The sequence below is a fragment of the Burkholderia sp. BCC1996 genome (assembly GCF_905339955.1).
Classification (GTDB): domain Bacteria; phylum Pseudomonadota; class Gammaproteobacteria; order Burkholderiales; family Burkholderiaceae; genus Burkholderia.
On sequence record NZ_CAJPHM010000042.1, the window covers coordinates 25,381 to 45,913 of the forward strand.

A 20,533-nucleotide genomic window follows, 5' to 3' on the forward strand; every position below is an offset into this window, starting at 1 on the left:
CATGGCAATCGTGAAAGTTAAGCCGACATCGCCGGGTCGCCGCGCGATGGTCAAGGTGGTCAACAAGAACCTGCACCAGGGCAAGCCGTTCGCGGCACTGCTCGACTCGCAGAGCTCGACCGCCGGCCGTAACAACAACGGCCGTATCACCACGCGTCACAAGGGTGGTGGTCACAAGCAGCACTATCGTATCGTCGATTTCCGTCGCACGAAGGATGGCATTCCGGCAAAGGTCGAGCGTCTCGAGTACGACCCGAACCGTAGCGCGAACATCGCGCTGGTGCTCTACGCAGACGGCGAGCGTCGCTACATCATCGCCCCGAAGGGCCTGACCGTCGGCCAACAGCTGATGTCGGGTTCGGAAGCGCCGATCCGTGCAGGCAACACGCTGCCGATCCGCAACATTCCGGTCGGTACGACGATCCACTGCATCGAGATGCTGCCGGGCAAGGGCGCGCAAATGGCGCGTTCGGCTGGCACGTCGGCCATGCTGCTGGCACGTGAAGGCGTCTACGCGCAGGTTCGTCTGCGTTCGGGCGAAATCCGCCGCGTGCACATCGAGTGCCGTGCAACGATCGGTGAAGTCGGTAACGAAGAGCATAGCCTGCGCCAAATCGGCAAGGCTGGCGCGAACCGCTGGCGCGGTATCCGCCCGACGGTGCGTGGCGTTGCGATGAACCCGGTTGATCACCCGCACGGTGGTGGTGAGGGCAAGACGGCTGCAGGTCGCGACCCGGTGAGCCCGTGGGGTACGCCGGCTAAGGGTTACCGCACCCGCAGCAACAAGCGCACGACGACGATGATCGTCCAGCGCCGTCACAAGCGTTAAGGAGTAGGCAATGGCACGTTCTGTAAAAAAAGGTCCGTTCTGCGACGCCCATTTGCTGAAGAAAGTTGAGGCGGCTGCAGCTTCGCGCGACAAAAAGCCGATCAAGACCTGGTCGCGTCGCTCGACGATTCTGCCGGATTTCATCGGCCTGACGATCGCTGTTCACAACGGCCGTCAACACGTTCCGGTGTACATCTCGGAAAACATGGTCGGCCACAAGCTTGGCGAGTTCGCACTGACCCGTACGTTCAAGGGTCACGCGGCCGACAAGAAGGCCAAGAAATAAGGGGCAATCAAGATGGAAGTGAAAGCAATTCATCGCGGTGCCCGCATCTCGGCGCAAAAAACGCGCCTTGTGGCTGACCAGATCCGCGGTTTGCCGGTCGACAAGGCGCTGAACGTTCTGACGTTCTCGCCGAAGAAGGCGGCTGGCATCGTGAAGAAGGTTGTGCTGTCGGCAATCGCGAATGCGGAGCACAACGAAGGCGCTGATATCGACGAGCTCAAGATCAAGAGCATCTACGTCGACAAGGCGGCATCGCTCAAGCGTTTCACCGCGCGCGCCAAGGGCCGCGGTAACCGCATCGAGAAGCAATCCTGTCACATCACTGTGACGGTCGGGAATTAAGGAGTCATACGATGGGACAGAAAATTCATCCGACTGGCTTCCGCCTGGCTGTCAGCCGCAATTGGGCTTCGCGTTGGTACGCGAACAACAACAATTTCGCGGCGATGCTGCAGGAAGACATCGGTGTTCGTGAATACCTGAAGAAGAAGCTGAAGAACGCTTCGGTCGGTCGGGTGGTCATCGAGCGTCCGGCGAAGAACGCGCGCATCACGATTTACAGCTCGCGTCCGGGCGTCGTCATCGGCAAGAAGGGCGAGGATATCGAACAGCTGAAGACGGAACTGCAACGCCGCATGGGCGTGCCGGTTCACGTCAACATCGAAGAAATCCGCAAGCCGGAAACCGATGCGCAACTGATCGCTGACTCGATCACGCAACAGCTCGAGCGCCGGATCATGTTCCGTCGCGCGATGAAGCGTGCGATGCAGAACGCGATGCGTCTGGGTGCCCAAGGCATCAAGATCATGAGCGCAGGCCGTCTGAACGGTATCGAAATCGCTCGTACGGAGTGGTATCGCGAAGGTCGCGTGCCCCTTCACACGCTGCGTGCCGACATCGACTACGCGACCTCGGAAGCGAAGACGACCTACGGGATCATCGGCGTCAAGGTGTGGGTGTACAAGGGCGACACGCTCGGCCGCAATGACGCGCCGGTGGTCGAAGAAGTAGCCGAAGACAAGCGTCCGCGTCGCAATGCGCGTCCGGGCGACCGTCGTCCGCGCCGTGACGGCGAAGGCGGCGCTCCGGGTGCTCGTCGTGGCGCACCGCGCCGTGGCGCCGGCAAGCCCGAAGACGGCAAGACTGGAGAATAACGATGCTGCAACCGAAACGCAGAAAGTATCGTAAAGAGCAGAAGGGTCGTAACACCGGCAAGGCGACGCGCGGCAACGCAGTGTCGTTCGGTGAATTCGGTCTGAAGGCGATCGGTCGCGGTCGTTTGACCGCACGTCAGATTGAAGCGGCGCGTCGTGCAATGACGCGTCACATCAAGCGTGGCGGCCGCATCTGGATCCGGATCTTCCCGGACAAGCCGATTTCGCAAAAGCCGGCAGAAGTGCGTATGGGTAACGGTAAGGGTAACCCGGAGTACTACGTCGCCGAGATCCAGCCGGGCAAGATGCTCTATGAAATGGACGGCGTAACCGAAGAACTGGCACGCGAAGCGTTCCGTCTGGCTGCAGCCAAGCTGCCGCTGAAGACGGCATTCATCGTGCGCCAGCTCGGCGCCTAAGGAGAAAACATGAAGGCTTCCGAACTTCTCCAGAAAGACCAGGCCGCGCTCAACAAGGAGCTGGCGGACCTGCTGAAGGCGCAATTCGGCCTGCGCATGCAACTCGCGACCCAGCAGCTCACGAACACGAGCCAGCTGAAGAAGGTTCGTCGCGACATCGCACGTGTGCGGACCGTCATGACTCAGAAGGCGAACCAGAAATGAACGATAGCGTGAAAACCTCGCTGAAGCGGACGCTGGTCGGTCGGGTCGTCAGCAACAAGATGGACAAGACCGTCACCGTGCTGATCGAGCACCGCGTCAAGCACCCGATCTACGGCAAGTATGTCGTGCGCTCGAAGAAGTACCACGCGCATGATGAAGCGAACACCTGCAACGAAGGCGATCTCGTCGAAATCCAGGAAACTCGTCCTGTTTCGAAGACGAAGGCCTGGACGGTGTCGCGCCTCGTCGAAGCAGCTCGCGTCATCTAAGCGGGCAGAGCAGTAGGCAGTAACAAGCACTTCGCCACGAAGTGCTTGAAATCGCAAAGTTTTTGCTTGCGTGACCAGGGTTATTTGTTATAATCCTGGTCTTCCCTCTTTATGGGAGCCCCGTCGCGGGCGAAGTTGGTGGGGGAAGCGGACTGGCGCCAGCCTGTCCGAAAGATTCACCGAATTGCGATGGCGGGTTTCGTTTGCCGTCGCTGCTGTTCCAACCCAAGCAGCCGATTGGCTGACGGGACCAAGACTGACCGAATGCATCATGGTGGTGCAATCGGATTAAGTTGGGAAAGACAAACCATGATCCAGACCGAATCTCGGCTCGAAGTAGCCGACAACACGGGTGCACGTGAAGTCATGTGCATCAAGGTGCTCGGCGGCTCGAAGCGTCGTTATGCCGGCATTGGCGACATCATCAAGGTGACCGTCAAAGAAGCAACGCCGCGCGGGCGCGTGAAGAAAGGCGAAATCTACAACGCCGTGGTGGTCCGCACCGCCAAGGGTGTTCGCCGTCAAGACGGCTCGCTGATCAAGTTCGACGGCAACGCCGCTGTGCTTTTGAATAACAAGCTTGAGCCGATCGGCACCCGTATCTTCGGGCCGGTGACGCGTGAGCTGCGTAGCGAACGATTCATGAAGATCGTTTCGCTGGCGCCGGAAGTGCTGTAAGGAGTCGCGATGAACAAGATTCGCAAAGGTGACGAAGTCATCGTCGTCACTGGCAAAGACAAGGGCAAGCGCGGCGTCGTGCTGGCTGTCGGTGCAGAACATGTGACGGTTGAAGGTATCAACCTCGTCAAGAAGCATGTGAAGCCGAACCCGATGAAGGGTACGACGGGCGGCGTGGAAGCGAAGACGATGCCCCTGCATATTTCGAACGTCGCACTGGTCGACGCGAATGGCAAGGCGTCGCGTGTTGGCATCAAGGTCGAGGAAGGCAAGAAGGTTCGCTTCCTGAAGACGACCGGTGCCGTACTGAGCGCCTGACGCAGCGGAGTAAAAAATGGCTCGTTTTCAAGAGTTTTACAAAGAAAAGGTTGTGCCCGGCCTGATCGAGAAGTTCGGTTACAAGTCGGTCATGGAAGTGCCGCGCATCACCAAGATCACGCTGAACATGGGTCTTGGCGAAGCGATCGCTGACAAGAAGATCATCGAGAACGCCGTCGGCGACCTCACGAAGATCGCTGGTCAGAAGCCGGTCGTCACGAAGGCGCGCAAGGCAATCGCAGGCTTCAAGATCCGCCAGGGTTACCCGATCGGCGCGATGGTGACGCTGCGTGGCCAAGCGATGTACGAATTCCTCGACCGTTTCGTGACCGTTGCCCTGCCCCGCGTGCGTGACTTCCGCGGTGTGTCGGGTCGTGCCTTCGATGGCCGCGGCAACTACAACATCGGTGTGAAAGAGCAGATCATTTTCCCCGAAATCGACTACGACAAGATCGACGCACTGCGTGGGCTGAACATCAGCATCACGACGACTGCGAAGACCGACGACGAAGCAAAGGCTCTGCTCGCCAGCTTCAAGTTCCCGTTCAGAAACTGAGGTTACCGTGGCTAAACTGGCACTGATCGAACGTGAAAAGAAGCGCGCCCGCCTGGTCGCGAAGTTCGCAGCAAAGCGCGAAGCGCTGAAGGCGATCGTCGAAGACCAAAGCAAGTCGGAAGAAGAGCGCTACGAAGCACGCCTTGAGCTGCAGCAACTGCCCCGCAACGCAAACCCGACCCGCCAGCGTAACCGCTGCGCGATCACGGGCCGTCCGCGTGGCACGTTCCGTAAATTCGGCCTCGCGCGTAACAAGATTCGTGAAATCGCATTCCGTGGCGAGATTCCTGGCCTGACCAAGGCGAGCTGGTAATAGGAGAAACGTAAATGAGCATGAGTGATCCTATCGCCGATATGCTGACTCGCATCCGCAACGCGCAGATGGTCGAGAAGGTATCGGTTGCGATGCCCTCGTCGAAGGTCAAGGTTGCAATCGCGCAAGTCCTGAAGGACGAAGGTTATATCGACGATTTCGCCGTCAAGGCGGAAGGTGCGAAGTCCGAACTGAATATCGCGCTGAAGTACTACGCAGGTCGCCCGGTCATCGAACGCCTCGAGCGCGTGTCGAAGCCTGGTCTGCGCGTGTACCGCGGCCGTAACGACATTCCTCAGGTCATGAACGGCCTGGGCGTGGCAATCGTGTCGACGCCGAAGGGCGTGATGACCGACCGCAAGGCGCGCGCTACCGGCGTCGGCGGCGAAGTCATCTGCTACGTTGCTTAAAGCCGAGGAGAGAGAAACATGTCTCGAGTAGGTAAGAGCCCGATCGCGCTGCAAGGCGCGGAAGTCAAGCTGGCCGACGGTGCGATCACCGTCAAGGGCCCGCTGGGCACCATCACGCAAGCGATCAATCCGCTCGTGAACGTGGCGAACAACGACGGCACGCTGAATCTGTCGCCGGTCGACGAAAGCCGCGAAGCAAACGCACTGTCGGGCACGATGCGCGCGATCATCGCGAATGCCGTGCACGGCGTGACCAAGGGTTTCGAGCGCAAGCTGACGCTGGTTGGCGTCGGTTATCGTGCGCAAGCGCAAGGCGACAAGCTGAACCTGTCGCTGGGTTTCTCGCACCCGGTGGTGCACCAGATGCCGGAAGGCGTCAAGGCTGAAACCCCGACGCAAACCGAAATCGTGATCAAGGGGATCAACAAGCAACAAGTCGGTCAAGTGGCTGCGGAAGTCCGCGGTTACCGTCCGCCGGAGCCCTACAAGGGCAAGGGCGTGCGCTATTCCGACGAGGTTGTGATCCTCAAAGAAACGAAGAAGAAGTAAGGGTGCGCAATCATGGATAAGACTCAATCTCGCCTGCGCCGCGCTCGCCAGACGCGTATCAAGATCGCTGAGCTGCAGGTCGCGCGTCTCGCCGTGCATCGCACGAACACGCACATCTACGCTCAAGTGTTCTCGCCCTGCGGCACCAAGGTGCTCGCCAGCGCGTCGACGCTCGAAGCAGAAGTGCGCGCTGAACTGGCCGACAAGTCGGGCAAGGGCGGCAACGTTAATGCCGCGACGCTGATCGGCAAGCGTATTGCCGAGAAGGCAAAGGCTGCCGGCATCGAATCCGTCGCCTTCGACCGCTCGGGCTTCCGCTACCACGGCCGCGTCAAGGCGCTGGCTGAGGCAGCTCGCGAAGCTGGGCTCAAGTTCTAAGGAAGGAATTCGTCATGGCAAAGATGCAAGCGAAAGTTCAGGCTGACGAGCGCGACGACGGCCTTCGCGAAAAGATGATTTCGGTCAATCGCGTGACCAAGGTCGTGAAGGGTGGCCGTATTCTCGGCTTCGCCGCACTGACCGTGGTTGGCGACGGTGATGGCCGCATCGGTATGGGCAAGGGCAAGGCGAAGGAAGTGCCGGTCGCTGTCCAGAAGGCAATGGAACAAGCTCGCCGCAACATGTTCAAGGTGCCGCTCAAGAACGGCACGCTGCAGCACGAAGTGCACGGCAAGCATGGCGCATCCGCTGTCCTCCTCGCTCCGGCGAAGGCAGGTACGGGCGTGATCGCCGGCGGCCCGATGCGCGCAGTGTTCGACGTGATGGGCGTTCAGAACGTCGTGGCGAAGAGCCACGGTTCGACGAACCCGTACAACCTCGTTCGCGCCACGCTGGACGGTCTGCGCAAGCAGTCGACCCCGGCAGACATCGCGGCGAAGCGCGGCAAGTCCGTCGAAGATATTTTGGGCTAAGCCCGGGTGGTCACCATGTCTGAAAAAACTGTCAAGGTTCAGCTCGTCAAGAGCCTGATCGGGACCCGCGAATCGCACCGTGCGACCGTGCGTGGCCTGGGCCTGCGCCGACTCAACTCGGTTAGCGAGCTGCAGGATACGCCGGCGGTCCGCGGCATGATCAACAAGGTCTCGTACCTCGTTAAGGTCATCGCGTAAGCGGCCCTACGGATCAAGGAGTTGATATGGAATTGAATAACCTGAAGCCGGCCGCTGGTGCAAAGCACGCCAAGCGTCGTGTCGGCCGTGGCATCGGTTCGGGCCTCGGCAAGACGGCTGGCCGTGGTCACAAGGGTCAGAAATCGCGTTCGGGCGGCTTCCACAAAGTCGGTTTCGAAGGCGGTCAGATGCCGCTGCAACGTCGTCTGCCGAAGCGCGGCTTCACGTCGCTGACGAAGGAATTCGTCGGTGAAGTGCGCCTGGGCGACCTCGAGAAGCTGCCGGTCGATGAAATCGATCTGCTCGCACTGAAGCAAGCCGGCCTGGTCGGCGAGCTGACGAAGAGCGCAAAGATCATCGCGACGGGCGAACTGAAGCGCAAGATCGTCGTGAAGGGTCTCGGCGCCACCAAGGGTGCGCGCGCTGCGATCGAAGCGGCTGGCGGTTCGTTCGCCGAGTGACACGCGTAGCGCGTCGTTACTTGCATTCATCGGAGAAGGTACTTGGCTAACAGCCCGAGTCTTGCAAAACCCGGTCGAAGCACGGCGAAATTCGGCGATCTGCGTCGGCGAGCGATGTTCCTGCTCCTGGCGCTGATCGTCTATCGCATCGGCGCGCACATCCCCGTGCCGGGCATCGATCCGGATCAACTGGCGAAGCTGTTCCAGAGCCAGGCGGGCGGCATCCTGGGCATGTTCAACATGTTCTCGGGTGGCGCGCTTTCCCGCTTCACGATCTTTGCGCTGGGGATCATGCCGTACATCTCGGCGTCGATCATCATGCAGTTGCTGGCGATCGTCTCGCCGCAACTCGAGGCGCTGAAGAAGGAAGGGCAGGCAGGGCAACGGAAGATCACGCAGTACACGCGGTATTTCACCGTGGTGCTCGCGACCTTCCAGGCGTTCGGTATCGCGGCTGCGCTGGAAAACCAGCCGGGCCTCGTGATCGACCCCGGCATGCTGTTCCGGCTGACGACGGTCGTGACGCTGGTTACCGGCACGATGTTCCTGATGTGGCTGGGTGAGCAGATCACCGAGCGTGGTCTGGGCAACGGCATCTCGATCATCATCTTCGGCGGGATCGCAGCAGGGTTCCCGAATGCCGTCGGTGGGCTGTTCGAGCTGGTGCGTACGGGTTCGATGAGCATCATTTCGGCGATCATCATCGTCGTTCTGATCGCCGCGGTGACTTACCTGGTCGTGTTCATCGAACGCGGTCAGCGCAAGATCCTCGTGAACTACGCGAAGCGCCAGGTCGGCAACAAGATCTACGGTGGCCAGTCGTCGCACTTGCCGCTGAAGCTGAACATGTCGGGCGTGATCCCGCCGATCTTCGCATCGTCGATCATCCTGTTCCCGGCCACGATTCTCGGCTGGTTCAGCACGGGTCAGCCGTCGGGAAGCTGGATCTCCAACACGTTGCATAACGTCGCGGAGGCGCTGAAGCCGGGCCAGCCGGTCTATGTGCTGCTGTACACGCTGGCGATCGTGTTTTTCTGCTTCTTCTACACCGCACTGGTGTTCAACAGCAGGGAAACCGCGGACAACCTGAAGAAGAGCGGCGCGTTTGTTCCGGGCATTCGTCCGGGCGACCAGACCGCGCGATATATCGACCGCATCCTCACGCGTCTGACGCTGGCCGGTGCGATCTACATCGTCTTCGTGTGTCTGCTGCCGGAATTCCTGGTGCTGCGCTGGAACGTGCCGTTTTATTTTGGTGGAACGTCGCTGCTGATCATTGTCGTCGTCACGATGGACTTCATGGCGCAGGTGCAGTCGTACGTTATGTCGCAACAGTATGAGTCGCTGCTCAAGAAGGCAAACTTCAAGGGCGGCAACATCCCAATGCGTTAATCAAGGACTATGGCCAAAGACGATGTAATCCAGATGCAAGGTGAGGTGATCGAAAACCTCCCGAATGCGACCTTCCGCGTGAAGCTGGAAAACGGCCATGTCGTGTTGGGGCATATCTCCGGGAAGATGCGGATGCACTACATCCGCATCCTGCCGGGCGACAAGGTGACGGTTGAATTGACGCCTTACGATCTGTCTCGTGCGCGGATCGTGTTCCGGGCGAAGTGATTTGAAAAAAGGGTATTATCATGAAAGTGATGGCATCGGTTAAGCGCATTTGCCGCAATTGCAAGATCATCAAGCGCAAAGGCGTCGTTCGCGTGATCTGCAGCTCGGATCCGCGCCACAAGCAGCGCCAAGGCTGACCGCGCGTTTGTTTGCGCTTTTTGTTTGAGGAAAAACAATGGCTCGTATCGCAGGGGTTAACATCCCGAATCACCAGCATACCGAGATCGGCCTGACGGCAATCTTCGGTATCGGCCGCACGCGCTCGCGCAGCATCTGCACGGCAGCTGGCGTGGAATTCTCGAAGAAGGTCAAGGACCTGACCGACGCAGACCTCGAAAAGCTGCGTGAAGAAGTGGGCAAGTTCATCGTCGAAGGCGATCTGCGCCGTGAAGTGACGATGAACATCAAGCGCCTGATGGACCTCGGTTGCTACCGTGGCGTTCGTCATCGCAAGGGCCTGCCGATGCGCGGTCAGCGTACGCGTACGAACGCACGTACCCGCAAGGGTCCGCGTCGTGCAGCGCAAGCGCTGAAGAAGTAAGCGGAACTGACAGTTACAGGAAAACGTAATGGCTAAGGCTTCGAACACCGCGGCGCAACGCGTTCGCAAGAAGGTTAAGAAGAACGTCGCTGAAGGCGTGGTTCACGTTCACGCGTCGTTCAACAACACGATCATCACGATCACCGATCGCCAGGGCAATGCACTGGCATGGGCGACGTCGGGCGGCCAGGGCTTCAAGGGCTCGCGCAAGTCGACGCCGTTCGCTGCTCAGGTTGCTGCTGAGTCGGCCGGTCGCGTGGCGATGGAATATGGCGTGAAGAATCTGGAAGTGCGGATCAAGGGCCCGGGCCCGGGTCGTGAGTCGGCAGTGCGTGCACTGCATGGCCTCGGCATCAAGATCACCGCGATTTCGGACGTCACCCCGATTCCGCACAACGGCTGCCGTCCGCCGAAGCGCCGTCGTATCTAAGAATGCTGCTGGCACGCTCGTGCTGGCGCATTTGCCTGTCGCCGCGTAGCGTCGACGGGCGTTGCTTTTTTGATTGACTAAGCCCACCGTTCGCCCCAAAGGGCGCGAACTAGCGCGGATTCCGGTCCGCGTGACTGATTGATAAAGGAATGCAAAGTGGCACGTTATATCGGCCCTAAGGCCAAGCTGTCCCGCCGTGAAGGCACCGACCTGTTCCTGAAGAGCGCGCGCCGCTCGCTCGCCGACAAGTGCAAGCTCGACAGCAAGCCGGGTCAGCACGGCCGTACCTCGGGCGCACGTACGTCCGACTATGGTACGCAGCTGCGCGAAAAGCAGAAGGTCAAGCGTATTTACGGCGTCCTGGAGCGTCAGTTCCGCCGCTACTTCGCTGAAGCCGACCGCCGCAAGGGCAACACGGGTGAAAACCTGCTGCAACTGCTCGAGTCGCGTCTCGACAACGTCGTGTATCGCATGGGCTTCGGCTCGACCCGCGCTGAAGCGCGTCAGCTGGTGAGCCACAAGTCGATCACGGTGAACGGCGTCGTCGCGAACGTGCCGTCGCAGCAAGTGAAGGCGGGTGACGTCGTCGCGATCCGCGAAAAGGCGAAGAAGCAGGCGCGTATCGTCGAAGCGCTGTCGCTGGCCGAGCAAGGCGGCATGCCGAGCTGGGTTGCAGTCGATGCGAAGAAGTTCGAAGGCACGTTCAAGCAAATGCCGGAACGCGCTGAAATCGCAGGCGACATCAACGAAAGCCTGATCGTCGAATTGTATTCGCGTTAATCCGATTGACGGCCGAGGTACCCCGATTGCGTTATGCAAGGAGGGGCCTCGGCTGTTTATTTTCTGGTTGTTACCGGTCAGCCTTATCGGTGTAACGAGCCGAGGGTATTGAAAAGGAAAGCCCATGCAAACCAGTTTGCTGAAACCCAAGATCATCGCCGTGGAATCGCTGGGCGAGAACCACGCGAGGGTGGTCATGGAACCGTTCGAACGCGGTTACGGCCACACCTTGGGCAATGCGCTTCGCCGCGTGCTGCTGTCGTCGATGGTTGGCTACGCGCCGACCGAAGTCACGATCGCTGGCGTGGTGCACGAGTATTCGACGCTTGACGGCGTGCAAGAGGACGTCGTCAACCTGCTGCTGAACCTGAAGGGTGTGGTGTTCAAGCTGCACAACCGTGACGAAGTGACGGTGACCCTGCGCAAGGAAGGCGAAGGCGTCGTCACGGCCGGCGATATCGAGCTGGCGCACGATTGCGAAGTCATCAACCCGAATCACGTGATCGCACACCTGTCGAAGGGCGGCAAGCTCGACGTTCAGATCAAGATCGAAAAGGGTCGCGGCTATGTGCCCGGCAACGTCCGTCGCTACGGCGAAGACACGGCCAAGATCATCGGCCGCATCGTCCTCGACGCATCGTTCTCGCCGGTTCGCCGCGTGAGCTACGCCGTTGAAAGCGCACGTGTCGAGCAGCGTACCGACCTCGACAAGCTCGTGATGAACATCGAGACGAGCGGCGTGATCACCCCGGAAGAGGCGATCCGTCAATCGGCCCGCATCCTGGTCGACCAGCTGTCCGTTTTCGCGGCGCTGGAAGGCACGGAAACGGCTGCCGAAGCACCGTCGCGCGCACCGCAGATCGATCCGATCCTGCTGCGTCCGGTGGACGATCTCGAGCTGACGGTTCGTTCGGCGAACTGCCTGAAGGCCGAGAACATCTACTACATCGGCGACCTGATCCAGCGCACGGAAAACGAGCTGCTGAAGACGCCGAACCTCGGTCGCAAGTCGCTCAACGAGATCAAGGAAGTGCTCGCTTCGCGCGGTCTCACGCTGGGCATGAAGCTCGAAAACTGGCCGCCGGCTGGTCTCGACAAGTAAGCCCGGTTGTAGCCCGGCTGTAGCAGTAGTTGGCAAAGATGCGGATTTTCCTTTAAAATCCGCATCTTGCTTTTTTCTCTACCGGCCCGTGCACCCCAGAGGTGCGATAGAAGAGCTGGATCAAAACTTTGAATCAAGGAAACTGAAATGCGCCATCGTCATGGTCTGCGGAAACTGAACCGCACGAGCAGCCACCGTCTGGCTATGCTCCGTAACATGTCCAACTCGCTGATCGAGCACGAAGTCATCAAGACGACGCTGCCGAAGGCGAAGGAACTCCGTAAAGTCGTCGAGCCGCTGATCACGCTCGGCAAGAAGCCGTCGCTGGCAAACCGTCGCCTGGCGTTCAACCGCCTGCGCGATCGTGACTCGGTGGCGAAGCTGTTCGACGTGCTCGGTCCGCGTTTCGCGAACCGTCCGGGCGGCTACCTGCGCGTGCTGAAGTTCGGCTTCCGCGTCGGTGACAACGCACCGATGGCACTGGTCGAGCTGCTCGATCGTCCGGAAGTCGACGAAACGGAAAACGTGCAAGAAGCCGAGTAAGCTTCCGGTACGCAGCAGGATCCGAAAGGGCCGAGCAATTGCTTGGCCCTTTTTGTTTTTGGCGGCGCCTCGGCTGCGATCGATTGTCGCAGGCCGGTGCCGGCAGCGTCGCGCGGGCTGCGCTACGATATGCAGTTATCGGCGCGGGCCCTCGATGGGCGATTCGTGGCGGCGGAAGCCGGTAAAGGCCAGTCAGGAGGGCGCGTATGGTGGTGGTATTGATGCTGACGACGGTGCCGGATGCGGCGACGGCCGCGGCGCTCGCTGACGGCGCGCTCGACGCGCGGCTTGCCGCGTGCGTGTCGGAGCTCGGTGCGATCAAGTCGCGCTATCACTGGCAGGGCAAGGTCGAGACGGCCGACGAGATCCAGTTGCTGTTCAAGACGAGCCCCGTCCGCTCGCTCGAACTGGAGCGATTTATTCTCGCGCATCATCCGTACGAGACGCCGGAAATCGTCTCGTGGCAGGCGACGGCTACGGCCGCGTACGGCCAATGGGTGACCAGCGAAACTCAACGTCTATTTCATGTTTAACGGTATGGCGCTTTCCGTGCGCGTGCGCGCGCTGCGGTTTCTCGCAGTCCTGATGTCGTTCATGTTCGTGCTGGGCGGCCTGTCGGTCGCGCGCGCGGCCGACGATTTTCTCGATCCGTCGGTCGCATTCAAGTTCAGCGCGAGCGAATCGCCGGGGCAGGTGGACGTCCGTTTCAAGGTTGCCAGCGGCTATTACCTGTACCGCGAGCGGTTCGCGTTCGCGGTGAAGGGCGGCCAGGCGACGCTCGGCGATCCGCAATTCCCGGCCGGCCACGTGAAGTTCGACCAGACGTTCCAGAAGGAAGTCGAGACCTATCGCGACGAGGTCGTGATTCATGTTCCGGTCAAGCAGGCGGCGGGGCCGTTCGAGCTCGCGGTGACGTCGCAAGGATGCGCCGACGAAGGAATCTGCTATCCGCCTGCGGAGCACGTCGTGAAGGTTGACGGCGCAGCGCTGGGCGCGGCCGCGCCGGTCGATCGCACGGCGGCTTCGGGCAGCTGGTTCGACAAGGTCACGAGCGCGGATTTCGCGCAGTCGCTGCTCGAGGGGCACGGTTTCTTCACCATCGTCGCGCTGTATTTCGTCGCCGGCGTCGTGCTGAGTCTCCTGCCCTGCTCGTATCCGATGATTCCGATCGTGTCCGCGATCATCATCGGCCAGGGCACGCGCGCGACGCACGCACGCGGTTTCGCGCTGTCGCTGACGTACGTGGTCGGCATGGCGCTCGTCTATACGGTGCTGGGCATCGCGGCGGCGCTGGTCGGCCAGAGCCTGGGCGCATGGCTGCAGAACCCGTGGGTGCTCGGTGCATTCGGCGTGCTGCTCACCGCATTCGCCGTATCGCTGATTTCCGGCAAGGACATCGCGCTGCCCGAGCGCTGGCAGAACGGCGCGGCGGAAGCCTCGAGCGCGCGCCGGGGCGGCCACTTCGTCGCGGTCGCCGCGATGGGGGCGTTGTCGGCGCTGGTCGTCGGCGCATGCATGACGGCGCCGCTGTTTGCGGTGCTCGCGTTCATCGCGCACACCGGCAATGCGCTGCTCGGCGGCGCTGCGCTGTTCGCTATGGGGTTGGGGCTCGGCGTGCCGCTGCTCGTCGTCGGCATCGGTGCCGGTACGGTGCTGCCGCGCGCGGGTGCATGGATGGACGGCGTGAAGGTGTTCTTCGGCATCGTGCTGCTTGCCGCCGCGCTGTGGATCGTGTGGCCCGTGCTCGCGGGCGCGCTGAAGATGGTGCTCGCCGCATTGTGGCTGCTCGTCGCGGCTGCGGCGCTTGGCCTGTTTACGCCGCATGCCGGCGCCGCATCGATATGGCGCCGTCTCGGTCGCGGCCTCGGTGCTGCGCTTGCGATCTGGGCTGCAACGCTGCTCGTCGGTCTTGCGGCGGGCTCCAACGACCCCGTGAAGCCGCTGGCCGTGCTCGCGGCGCGCACGGTTGCGTCGGGCGATGCGTCGGCAGCCGGTGCGGCGACCGGAGGGCAGGGGCCCGCGTTCGCGTCGGTGCGCTCCAGTCGCGAGCTCGACGCGCTGCTGAAGACGTCGGGCCAGCCCGTGATGCTCGATTTCTACGCCGACTGGTGCGTGAGCTGCAAGGAGATGGAGCATCTGACGTTCACCGATTCGCGCGTGCAGGCGCGGCTCGCGCAGCTTCACCTGGTGCGTGCCGACGTCACCGCGAACAATCCGGACGACCAGGCGCTGCTCAAGCGCTTCAACCTGTTCGGGCCGCCGGGCATCATCTTCTTCGATCGCAACGGCAACGAAATCGGCCGTGTGGTCGGTTATCAGGCGGCCGAGACGTTCCTGCGCAGCCTCGATCGCGCGGCGGTACCGACGGTGTAACGCGCGCTGGTCGGCGCACGGGTGGCCAGCTGCGCCGGCCGGATGATGCAAAAAAACGGCGGGACACCGAAGTGTCCCGCCGTTTTTCCTTGTGCCGGCCGGCGCGCGGCTCAGCGCTGCGCTTTCAGCAGACGCGCGGCATCGAGCGCGAAGTACGTGAGCACGCCGTCGGCGCCAGCGCGCTTGAATGCGAGCAGCGATTCGAGCACGACCTTGTCGTGATCGAGCCAGCCGTTCATCGCGGCGGCCTTCAGCATCGCGTATTCGCCGCTCACCTGGTACACGTAGGTCGGGAAGCGGAACTCGTCCTTCACGCGGCGCACGATGTCGAGATACGGCATGCCGGGCTTGACCATCACCATGTCGGCGCCTTCGTCGATGTCGAGGCGCACTTCGCGCAGCGCTTCGTCGCTGTTCGCCGGATCCATCTGGTAGGTCATCTTGTTGCCCTTGCCCAGATTGGACGCCGAGCCGACCGCATCGCGGAACGGGCCGTAGAACGCCGACGCGAACTTGGCCGAATAGGCCATGATGCGCGTATGGATGTGACCGTCGCTTTCCAGCATTTCACGGACCGCGCCGATGCGGCCGTCCATCATGTCCGACGGCGCGACGATGTCGACGCCGGCTTCGGCCTGCGCACGCGCCTGGTCGACCAGGATCTCGATCGTGTCGTCGTTGATCACGTAGCCGTTCTCGTCGAGCACGCCGTCCTGGCCGTGGCTCGTGTACGGGTCGAGCGCGACGTCGGTCAGCACGCCGAGTTCGGGGAAGCGCTTCTTCAGCTCGCGCACCGCGCGCGGGATCAGGCCTTCCGGATTGGCCGCTTCGCGGCCGTCAGGCGTCTTCAGCGACGGCTCGATGGCCGGGAACAGCGACAGCACGGGCACGCCGAGTTCGACGCACTGCTCGGCGACATGCATCAGCAGATCGACCGACACGCGCTCGACGCCGGGCATCGACGGGACGCTCTGGCGTTCGTTGGTGCCGTCGACGACGAACACCGGATAGATCAGGTCGTCGGTGGTCAGGCGGTTTTCGCGCATCAGGCGCCGGGAGAAGTCGTCGCGGCGCATCCGACGCGGACGGTGAAGCGGATGGAAGCTCATGGCGATTGGGCAGAAATCAGGGTAGTAAGAACCTTACGGAACCCTTAGGTCATTTTCGAGAGCGTTGGTATATGATAGCGATCGAGCGGCACGCGTCGCGTGCAGCTCCCCGCTTCTCCTCCCTGAGCGGGTGCCTGTCGTTATTCGATTAGGCTGTTTGACCCGCCGTTCAACGGCGGGTTTTTTTATGAGCCGGCCGAATCCGCAGGTGCCGTCAGGTGCGCACGGCCGGTCCCGGCCGCGCGTTGCCCGCTCATTGTGCTACAGGCTCGCTTTTTTCGTCGGCGACGGACGGCCGCACCCAGCTCTCGATCAGTTCATGGGCCTCGTCGAGCCCCGTGCGCTTCAGCGCCGAGAATAGCTGGACCGTCAGCTTGCCCTTCACGCCCTGGTCACGGTACGCGTCGAGTCCCTTCTGCGTGTTGCGCAGCGCGTTGATGCTTTCCTGCCGCGTCAATTTGTCGCACTTCGTCAGCAGCGTGTGGATCGGCTTGCCGGTCGGCGCGAACCACTCGATCATCCGGCGATCGAGGTCGGTCAACGGGCGGCGCGAATCCATCATCAGGATCAGGCCGCACAGCTGCGAACGCGTCGCGAGGTAGGACGACAGCAGCATTTCCCAGTGGGCCTTCGCGGCCCCCGGCACTTCCGCGTAGCCGTAGCCGGGCAGGTCGACGAGGTTCGCGACGGGCTCGGCGGCCGGGCCGACGGAGAAGTAGTTGATGTGCTGGGTGCGGCCGGGCGTCTTCGACGCGAAGGCGAGCCGCTTCTGGTTGCACAGCACGTTGATCGCCGTCGATTTGCCGGCATTCGAGCGGCCCGCGAACGCGATTTCCGGTTGTACCGTCGGCGGCAGGTCGCGCAGATGGTTGACGGTCGTGTAGAAGCGGGCTTGGTGGAGCAAAAAGGCCATGGGGAAACCGGTGGGACGGGGCGGCGCGAGCCGCTTGGTGGAGGCGGGGTAGCCCCGATAGGCGCGGGAGCTTTCAGCGCGATATTGTACAATACGGCGGTTTTGCCGAAGGGCTGCGGGCGCCTGCCTCGCGCTTTTATGCAGCTTCTGCGGTAGACTGGTCGACGTCGTTTTTTGCAGAACCTCAAATTCCCACAAGACGAAACAGGGTGTGCGAATGAATCGACTGTGCAAGTCTCTGATGGTGCTTCAGGTTGCAGCAGGGTTCGTAGGTTTCGTAGCGGAGGCAAATGCGGCGGATGCGGCAAAGCCGGATCTGGACCGCGGCAAGGCGATTGCCGGGCAAGTTTGCGCGTCGTGTCACGGCGCGGACGGCAACAGCGCGTCGGGCAGTTTCCCGAAGCTGGCCGGCCAGCATCCCGACTATCTGGTCAAGCAGTTGAACGACTTCAAGGCCCAGCCGGGCGCGAAGGGGCCGGCGCGGACCAATCCGGTGATGGTCGGGTTCGCGAGCGCGTTGAGCGCGGACGACATGCGCAACGTCGCTGCGTATTACGGATCGCAGACGACGAAGCTCGGCACCGCACGCGACGCAGCGACCGTGCCGATCGGCCAGAAGATCTATCGCGGCGGCATCGCGGAAAAGGGTGTACCCGCCTGCGCGAGCTGCCACGGGCCGACGGGCCAGGGGATTCCGGTCCAGTATCCGCGTCTGTCGGGGCAATGGGCCGATTACACGGTTGCCCAGTTGACCGCGTTCCAGCAGGGTGTCGGTGCGCGCAACAACAACGAGGCGATGCATCAGATCGCAGCGCGTCTGTCGGACAACGAGATCAAGGCCGTCGCGGATTACATCGCGGGCCTGCGTTGACCGGACGGTCGCGAATGGAATGACCGGGCGCCCGAAGGGCGGCCGGCGTCAGAACAAGAAAAAGGGTGGGGCGCCGCGTGATTGCGGTTGCCTCGCCCTTTTTTGTCGGCATTCGCCGGGTCGTCCCCAGCGTGCTGACCGCCCCCTCGGGGGCAGCGAACATAGTGAGCGTAGGGGCTGTTTCCCCTTAGTCGGAGTTTGAATGAGCGTTACCACGTCGGGGTTGCAGTCGAAGTCGGGTCAAAGTGCGTCCAGGCGCGCGATCGAGCTGCTGAGCTCGATGCGCTTCGCGATCGCGCTGCTGGTAGTGCTGTCGATCGCGAGCATCGTCGGCACGGTCCTGACGCAGGACGACCCGTATCCGAACTACGTGAACCAGTTCGGGCCGTTCTGGGCGGACATCTTCCGCTCGCTGGGCCTGTACAACGTGTACAGCGCCTGGTGGTTCATGCTGATCCTGATCTTCCTCGTCGTGTCGATCTCGCTGTGCGTGATCCGCAATGCGCCGAAGATGCTGGCCGATGCGAAGAGCTGGAAGGACAAGGTCCGCGAAGGCAGCCTGCGCGCGTTCCACCACAAGGCCGAATACTCGGCGTCCGGCACGCGCGCGACCGTCGCGGCCACGCTCGCCACGTTCGTCACCAAGGCCGGCTACAAGCACGTCGTGCGTGAAACCGACGGCGCGACGCTGATTTCCGCGAAGCGCGGCGCGCTGACGAAGTGGGGCTACATCTCCGCGCACCTTGCGATCGTCGTGATCTGTATCGGCGGCCTGCTGGACAGCAACCTGCCGATCAAATTCCAGATGTGGATGTTCGGCAAGAGCCCGGTCAACACGAGCGCGACGATCAGCGAAATCTCGCCCGACCACCGGCTGTCCGTGTCGAACCCGACGTTCCGCGGCTACGCGTGGGTGCCGGAAGGCCAGTTCGTGTCGACCGCGATCCTGAACCAGCCGAGCGGCTCGCTGATCCAGGACCTGCCGTTCTCGATCCAGCTCAACAAGTTCATCGTCGACTACTACACGACCGGGATGCCGAAGCTGTTCGCGAGCGACATCGTCGTGATCGATCGCGAGACGGGCCAGAAGATCCCGGCGCGCGTCGAGGTCAACAAGCCGTTCACGTACAAGGGCGTGTCGATCTACCAGTCGAGCTTCCAGGACGGCGGCTCGCAGATGGAGATGACGGCCTACCCGATGACGGGCGGCAACGCGAAGACCTTCGCGGTGAAGGGCACGATCGGCAGCACGGCGCCGCTGCAGATGCCGGGCAGCGACGGCGACACGATCGAGTTCTCCGACTTCCGCGCGATCAACGTCGAGAACATGGCCGACGCGAACGGCAAGCCGGACGTGCGCGGCGTCGCGAAGACGGCGTCGCTGAAGGAAGCGTTCGACGAGCGGCTCGGTTCGGGCGCGAAGACGTCGAAGCCGGTGCAGCTCCACAACATCGGCCCGTCGGTGCAGTACAAGATTCGCGGCAAGGACGGCCAGGCGCGCGAATTCAACAACTACATGCTGCCGGTCGACATGGGCGGCACGCGCGTGTTCCTCGCCGGCGTGCGCGCGAGCCCGAACGATCCGTTCCGCTACATGCGGATTCCGGCCGACAGCCAGGATTCGATCGGCGAATGGATGCGCCTGCGCGCCGCGCTCGAGGATCCGGCCGTGCGTGCCGACGCCGCCGCGCGCTTCGCGCAGCGTTCGCTGCCGACGACCGAAGCGTCGCTGCGTGGCCGCCTGCAGGACAGCGCGTTCAAGGTGCTGACCCTTTTTGCGGCGAGCGACGACAGCATCGGCCGCGGCGCCGACGGCCAGCCGGTCGGCGGCTTCCAGGCGGTGGCGACCTTCATCGATCGTTCGGTGCCGAAGGCCGAGCAGGAGAAGGCGGCGAGCCTGCTGCTGCGCATGCTCGAGGGTTCGATGTGGGAGGTCTGGCAGATCGCGCGCGAGCGCGCCGGCGAGCCGGCTGCCCAACAGGGCGCCGACACGATCCGCTTCGTGCAGAACGCGATCAATGCGCTATCGGACAGCTTCTTGTATGGATCGCCGGTCTATTTGCAGCTTGACTCCTTCAAGCAGGTGCAAGCTTCGGTATTTCAGTTGACGCGCGCACCCGGCAAGAATCTGGTGTATCTTGGCAGCCTGCTGCTGGTCGCCGGCATCTTCTCGATGTTCTACGTGCGCGAGCGGCGCCTCTGGTTCTGGCTCAAGGATGCCGGTTCGGGCGTCGATGTGGTGATGGCGATGTCCACGGCCCGCAAGACCTTCGATTTCGAGAAAGAATTCGTGCAGACGCGCGACGCGGCCGGCGCCGCCTTGCGCGCCGCACCGCGCGACGCCGCGCCCGCCGGTGCGGCAGCGACTGCCCGTCCGCCTGCCGGCGGCGATTCCGAGAATTCCACCCGGTAACATCATGGATCTCACGCAAGTTTCCTCTTCCCGTTCGGGGCCGGTCCAGGCCCCGAATCCGGCGCCGTTGTTCGACGACCGTCCGTTCCTCGCGCGCCTGTCGGTCATCGACTGGCTGTTCGCCCTGGCACTCGTGGTCGGCGCGGGCTATGCGTTCGTGCATTACAACGAACACATGAATTACTACGACAAGGCGGTGATGATCGGCACCGTGCCGGCGCTCGTCGTGCTCGGCTGGCGCTGGAGGCCCGCGCGGCTGATGATGGCGTCGATCGCCGCGCTC

31 protein-coding genes and 1 pseudogene are annotated in these 20,533 nt (G+C 62.2%); 30 read left to right on the plus strand and 2 right to left on the minus strand.

The annotated features are described in order from the left end of the window. Nucleotide 1: 1 nt before the first annotated feature. The 27 genes from rplB (at nucleotide 2) to dsbD (ending at nucleotide 14,944) form a co-directional block, all read left to right on the plus strand. Nucleotides 2–829 carry a 50S ribosomal protein L2 gene (gene rplB, locus U4Z64_RS35095; RefSeq protein WP_006482900.1) on the plus strand — a complete coding sequence of 276 codons (828 nt, stop codon included), beginning with the start codon at nucleotides 2–4 and terminating at the stop codon, nucleotides 827–829. A 10-nt stretch (nucleotides 830–839) separates the two neighbouring features. Then, nucleotides 840–1,115, plus strand: a complete 276-nt coding sequence (gene rpsS / locus U4Z64_RS35100) for a 30S ribosomal protein S19 (protein WP_004199273.1) — start codon at nucleotides 840–842, stop codon at nucleotides 1,113–1,115. Nucleotides 1,116–1,127: 12 nt separating this feature from the next. After that, nucleotides 1,128–1,457, plus strand: a complete 330-nt coding sequence (rplV, locus tag U4Z64_RS35105; RefSeq protein ID WP_004199272.1) for a 50S ribosomal protein L22 — start codon at nucleotides 1,128–1,130, stop codon at nucleotides 1,455–1,457. Nucleotides 1,458–1,468: 11 nt separating this feature from the next. Continuing rightward, a complete protein-coding gene (gene rpsC / locus U4Z64_RS35110; protein WP_006482899.1) occupies nucleotides 1,469–2,269 on the plus strand; it encodes a 30S ribosomal protein S3 in 801 nt (266 codons plus the stop codon). A gap of 2 nt (nucleotides 2,270–2,271) precedes the next feature. Further along, nucleotides 2,272–2,688, plus strand: coding sequence for a 50S ribosomal protein L16 (gene rplP / locus U4Z64_RS35115; protein ID WP_006482873.1), 417 nt, complete (start codon nucleotides 2,272–2,274; stop codon nucleotides 2,686–2,688). Between the two features lie 9 nt (nucleotides 2,689–2,697). Continuing rightward, a complete protein-coding gene (gene rpmC, locus U4Z64_RS35120; protein ID WP_006400652.1) occupies nucleotides 2,698–2,892 on the plus strand; it encodes a 50S ribosomal protein L29 in 195 nt (64 codons plus the stop codon). Then, nucleotides 2,889–3,161: a 30S ribosomal protein S17 gene (gene rpsQ / locus U4Z64_RS35125; protein ID WP_006752928.1), complete on the plus strand. Its 273-nt coding sequence runs from the start codon at nucleotides 2,889–2,891 to the stop codon at nucleotides 3,159–3,161. Before rpmC ends, rpsQ begins: the two co-directional genes overlap by 4 nt. A gap of 309 nt (nucleotides 3,162–3,470) precedes the next feature. Beyond that, complete coding sequence (gene rplN, locus U4Z64_RS35130; RefSeq protein ID WP_006752929.1) at nucleotides 3,471–3,839, plus strand: 50S ribosomal protein L14; 369 nt, start codon at nucleotides 3,471–3,473, stop codon at nucleotides 3,837–3,839. A gap of 9 nt (nucleotides 3,840–3,848) precedes the next feature. Beyond that, nucleotides 3,849–4,157, plus strand: a complete 309-nt coding sequence (gene rplX, locus U4Z64_RS35135; RefSeq protein WP_006477187.1) for a 50S ribosomal protein L24 — start codon at nucleotides 3,849–3,851, stop codon at nucleotides 4,155–4,157. Between the two features lie 16 nt (nucleotides 4,158–4,173). After that, nucleotides 4,174–4,713, plus strand: a complete 540-nt coding sequence (gene rplE, locus U4Z64_RS35140) for a 50S ribosomal protein L5 (RefSeq protein ID WP_006477186.1) — start codon at nucleotides 4,174–4,176, stop codon at nucleotides 4,711–4,713. A gap of 7 nt (nucleotides 4,714–4,720) precedes the next feature. Next, nucleotides 4,721–5,026 carry a 30S ribosomal protein S14 gene (gene rpsN / locus U4Z64_RS35145; RefSeq protein ID WP_006482884.1) on the plus strand — a complete coding sequence of 102 codons (306 nt, stop codon included), beginning with the start codon at nucleotides 4,721–4,723 and terminating at the stop codon, nucleotides 5,024–5,026. Nucleotides 5,027–5,040: 14 nt separating this feature from the next. Continuing rightward, nucleotides 5,041–5,436 carry a 30S ribosomal protein S8 gene (gene rpsH / locus U4Z64_RS35150; protein ID WP_006477185.1) on the plus strand — a complete coding sequence of 132 codons (396 nt, stop codon included), beginning with the start codon at nucleotides 5,041–5,043 and terminating at the stop codon, nucleotides 5,434–5,436. Nucleotides 5,437–5,454: 18 nt separating this feature from the next. Beyond that, entirely contained in the window at nucleotides 5,455–5,985 is a 531-nt protein-coding gene (gene rplF, locus U4Z64_RS35155) for a 50S ribosomal protein L6 (RefSeq protein WP_006758786.1), read from the plus strand. A 12-nt stretch (nucleotides 5,986–5,997) separates the two neighbouring features. Further along, nucleotides 5,998–6,363, plus strand: a complete 366-nt coding sequence (rplR, locus tag U4Z64_RS35160; RefSeq protein WP_006477183.1) for a 50S ribosomal protein L18 — start codon at nucleotides 5,998–6,000, stop codon at nucleotides 6,361–6,363. Between the two features lie 14 nt (nucleotides 6,364–6,377). Further along, nucleotides 6,378–6,896, plus strand: coding sequence for a 30S ribosomal protein S5 (rpsE, locus tag U4Z64_RS35165; RefSeq protein WP_006752931.1), 519 nt, complete (start codon nucleotides 6,378–6,380; stop codon nucleotides 6,894–6,896). 15 nt (nucleotides 6,897–6,911) lie between these two features. Continuing rightward, complete coding sequence (gene rpmD / locus U4Z64_RS35170; protein ID WP_006400644.1) at nucleotides 6,912–7,094, plus strand: 50S ribosomal protein L30; 183 nt, start codon at nucleotides 6,912–6,914, stop codon at nucleotides 7,092–7,094. Between the two features lie 26 nt (nucleotides 7,095–7,120). Beyond that, nucleotides 7,121–7,555: a 50S ribosomal protein L15 gene (rplO, locus tag U4Z64_RS35175; RefSeq protein ID WP_006482880.1), complete on the plus strand. Its 435-nt coding sequence runs from the start codon at nucleotides 7,121–7,123 to the stop codon at nucleotides 7,553–7,555. 42 nt (nucleotides 7,556–7,597) lie between these two features. Then, nucleotides 7,598–8,947, plus strand: a complete 1,350-nt coding sequence (secY, locus tag U4Z64_RS35180) for a preprotein translocase subunit SecY (RefSeq protein ID WP_006400642.1) — start codon at nucleotides 7,598–7,600, stop codon at nucleotides 8,945–8,947. Nucleotides 8,948–8,956: 9 nt separating this feature from the next. After that, nucleotides 8,957–9,175, plus strand: a complete 219-nt coding sequence (gene infA, locus U4Z64_RS35185) for a translation initiation factor IF-1 (RefSeq protein ID WP_004521905.1) — start codon at nucleotides 8,957–8,959, stop codon at nucleotides 9,173–9,175. A gap of 20 nt (nucleotides 9,176–9,195) precedes the next feature. Continuing rightward, nucleotides 9,196–9,312: a 50S ribosomal protein L36 gene (gene rpmJ, locus U4Z64_RS35190; RefSeq protein ID WP_004199844.1), complete on the plus strand. Its 117-nt coding sequence runs from the start codon at nucleotides 9,196–9,198 to the stop codon at nucleotides 9,310–9,312. 38 nt (nucleotides 9,313–9,350) lie between these two features. After that, nucleotides 9,351–9,716 (plus strand): 30S ribosomal protein S13, encoded by a 366-nt coding sequence (gene rpsM / locus U4Z64_RS35195; RefSeq protein ID WP_039323572.1) that lies wholly within the window; start codon nucleotides 9,351–9,353, stop codon nucleotides 9,714–9,716. A 28-nt stretch (nucleotides 9,717–9,744) separates the two neighbouring features. After that, nucleotides 9,745–10,146 (plus strand): 30S ribosomal protein S11, encoded by a 402-nt coding sequence (rpsK, locus tag U4Z64_RS35200; protein ID WP_004197937.1) that lies wholly within the window; start codon nucleotides 9,745–9,747, stop codon nucleotides 10,144–10,146. Nucleotides 10,147–10,302: 156 nt separating this feature from the next. Next, nucleotides 10,303–10,926 carry a 30S ribosomal protein S4 gene (gene rpsD / locus U4Z64_RS35205; RefSeq protein ID WP_006477177.1) on the plus strand — a complete coding sequence of 208 codons (624 nt, stop codon included), beginning with the start codon at nucleotides 10,303–10,305 and terminating at the stop codon, nucleotides 10,924–10,926. Between the two features lie 124 nt (nucleotides 10,927–11,050). Continuing rightward, nucleotides 11,051–12,028 carry a DNA-directed RNA polymerase subunit alpha gene (locus tag U4Z64_RS35210; RefSeq protein ID WP_006477176.1) on the plus strand — a complete coding sequence of 326 codons (978 nt, stop codon included), beginning with the start codon at nucleotides 11,051–11,053 and terminating at the stop codon, nucleotides 12,026–12,028. Between the two features lie 147 nt (nucleotides 12,029–12,175). Beyond that, nucleotides 12,176–12,571 (plus strand): 50S ribosomal protein L17, encoded by a 396-nt coding sequence (gene rplQ, locus U4Z64_RS35215; RefSeq protein ID WP_006477175.1) that lies wholly within the window; start codon nucleotides 12,176–12,178, stop codon nucleotides 12,569–12,571. 206 nt (nucleotides 12,572–12,777) lie between these two features. Then, nucleotides 12,778–13,104 (plus strand): divalent-cation tolerance protein CutA, encoded by a 327-nt coding sequence (gene cutA, locus U4Z64_RS35220; protein ID WP_044848926.1) that lies wholly within the window; start codon nucleotides 12,778–12,780, stop codon nucleotides 13,102–13,104. After that, nucleotides 13,097–14,944 carry a protein-disulfide reductase DsbD gene (dsbD, locus tag U4Z64_RS35225; protein WP_124523861.1) on the plus strand — a complete coding sequence of 616 codons (1,848 nt, stop codon included), beginning with the start codon at nucleotides 13,097–13,099 and terminating at the stop codon, nucleotides 14,942–14,944. Before cutA ends, dsbD begins: the two co-directional genes overlap by 8 nt. Nucleotides 14,945–15,054: 110 nt before the next feature. Here the strand turns inward: dsbD and hemB are convergent, their stop codons facing one another. Together hemB and yihA are read right to left on the minus strand one after the other, a co-directional pair. Further along, nucleotides 15,055–16,053 carry a porphobilinogen synthase gene (gene hemB / locus U4Z64_RS35230; protein WP_121860787.1) on the minus strand — a complete coding sequence of 333 codons (999 nt, stop codon included), beginning with the start codon at nucleotides 16,051–16,053 and terminating at the stop codon, nucleotides 15,055–15,057. Between the two features lie 253 nt (nucleotides 16,054–16,306). Further along, nucleotides 16,307–16,966 carry a ribosome biogenesis GTP-binding protein YihA/YsxC gene (gene yihA, locus U4Z64_RS35235; protein WP_044848923.1) on the minus strand — a complete coding sequence of 220 codons (660 nt, stop codon included), beginning with the start codon at nucleotides 16,964–16,966 and terminating at the stop codon, nucleotides 16,307–16,309. Between the two features lie 217 nt (nucleotides 16,967–17,183). Here yihA and U4Z64_RS35240 point away from each other — a divergent pair, with 217 nt between their 5' ends. The 3 genes and pseudogenes from U4Z64_RS35240 to U4Z64_RS35250 form a co-directional block, all read left to right on the plus strand. Next, entirely contained in the window at nucleotides 17,184–17,837 is a 654-nt protein-coding gene (locus U4Z64_RS35240) for a c-type cytochrome (protein ID WP_044848922.1), read from the plus strand. A gap of 202 nt (nucleotides 17,838–18,039) precedes the next feature. Continuing rightward, the gene (locus U4Z64_RS35245; protein ID WP_044848921.1) at nucleotides 18,040–20,250 is read left to right on the plus strand and encodes a cytochrome c biogenesis protein ResB; all 2,211 of its coding nucleotides are present in this window, start codon (nucleotides 18,040–18,042) and stop codon (nucleotides 20,248–20,250) included. Nucleotides 20,251–20,254: 4 nt separating this feature from the next. Further along, a pseudogene (locus U4Z64_RS35250) lies at nucleotides 20,255–20,533 on the plus strand (c-type cytochrome biogenesis protein CcsB); the annotation flags it as partial.